Origin of the sequence: Pantoea sp. QMID4 (genome assembly GCF_030270445.1) — a bacterium.
Classification (GTDB): Bacteria; Pseudomonadota; Gammaproteobacteria; order Enterobacterales; family Enterobacteriaceae; genus Pantoea; species Pantoea vagans.
This window is the reverse complement of sequence record NZ_BSXL01000022.1, coordinates 1-1,153: the sequence shown is the minus strand read 5'-3', so window position 1 is coordinate 1,153 and position 1,153 is coordinate 1. Positions and strand designations below refer to the sequence as shown.

Sequence of the window (1,153 nt, the reverse complement as noted above, 5' to 3'; positions counted from 1 at the left end):
GTCAGCACGTGCCAGTCGGCGTCCTTCTGCCAGACCAGGCGGGAGCCGGCGCCCACGGAGACGGTATCAACGTAGGCGGAGGCCACGCTGGCGGTGGTGAGGTCGGCGGCGTTGTCCGCGTCGCCCACGGCGAGGGTGGCGCCGTGCCCGGCCTTGCCGTCCTTCTCCCCGTTCCATGACACCACCCCGCCCACCGCGGCGCCGTCACCGGCGACAACGAGCTGCGTGGTGTTGCCCAGGGCAATGCGTCCCGTGACGGTGCCGTAGTTGACGATGCCGCCCGTGATGGTGCCGGTGTTACTGATGGTCCCGATGGTTCCTTCGTTCAGGATTCCGGCCTGGCCGCTTAGATCACCGCCGTTCGTTATTTTTCCGATGGAACCGTTTGGGTCGTTGAAGATCCCCGCGACATCACCGTGCATGCTTCCGACATTGTCGACGGTGGTTATGGTGCCAGCGTTCCCGACGGCGGCGACGGTCGCCATCATCGCTCCACCGTTAGTCAAATCCCCCAGACCATCGCTGTGATTTTCGAGGACGTATTGAGCCCCGGAGAACGTAACGAACGTGGAGTTGTACCAGTTAGCCTGGACGCTGCCGGGGGCGTATCTGTAGTAGAATTCGTTACCGCCGGTTACCTGAACCCCCCCAACAGGGTCGTCGTGACCACAATTCGGGCACTTCCCGGTTTCGTACTCCCCCTTTCCCCCCGAGTTGCTGACATACGTCCCCCAGATTTCGTAGCCGTTATGTTGGTTAAGGTCGACCGTTCCGGTCACGGGAGACCCGTCGTTAGCGACGTCGTATAGGGGTAAGCCCCAGCCTCCTGTGATCAGCAGTACAGTAGTCGCGTTCCCGGCGTCGCTCACATTGTCCGGACCGAGAGTAGCCATTTTGTCAGCAACGGCAGATCCGTACGATTGCCCCGACGTTGGTATTGCGGGTAGATGCATGTTGGTTATTCCCTACTAGACGTCACGCGCCGACACTTTGCTTTGGCGTGATCGATGAGATGATTATCATCAGGGCGTCATTCCTGCCGGCATGCAGCCAGCATTCCTTCCGCCCACGCTGTCCACCGCGCGTCGTACGCCCGCACCCGCTCAGAGGCCGCCTCATCGGTCATGCCCCTGCGCCGGGACTGCTCAAAAAG

Annotated in this window: 1 pseudogene; it reads right to left on the bottom strand. The window is 61.7% G+C overall.

From position 1 onward, the window contains the following. Positions 1 to 488 (bottom strand): annotated as a pseudogene (locus tag QSK07_RS22605) (autotransporter outer membrane beta-barrel domain-containing protein); the annotation flags it as partial. Positions 489 to 1,153: the final 665 nt, after the last annotated feature.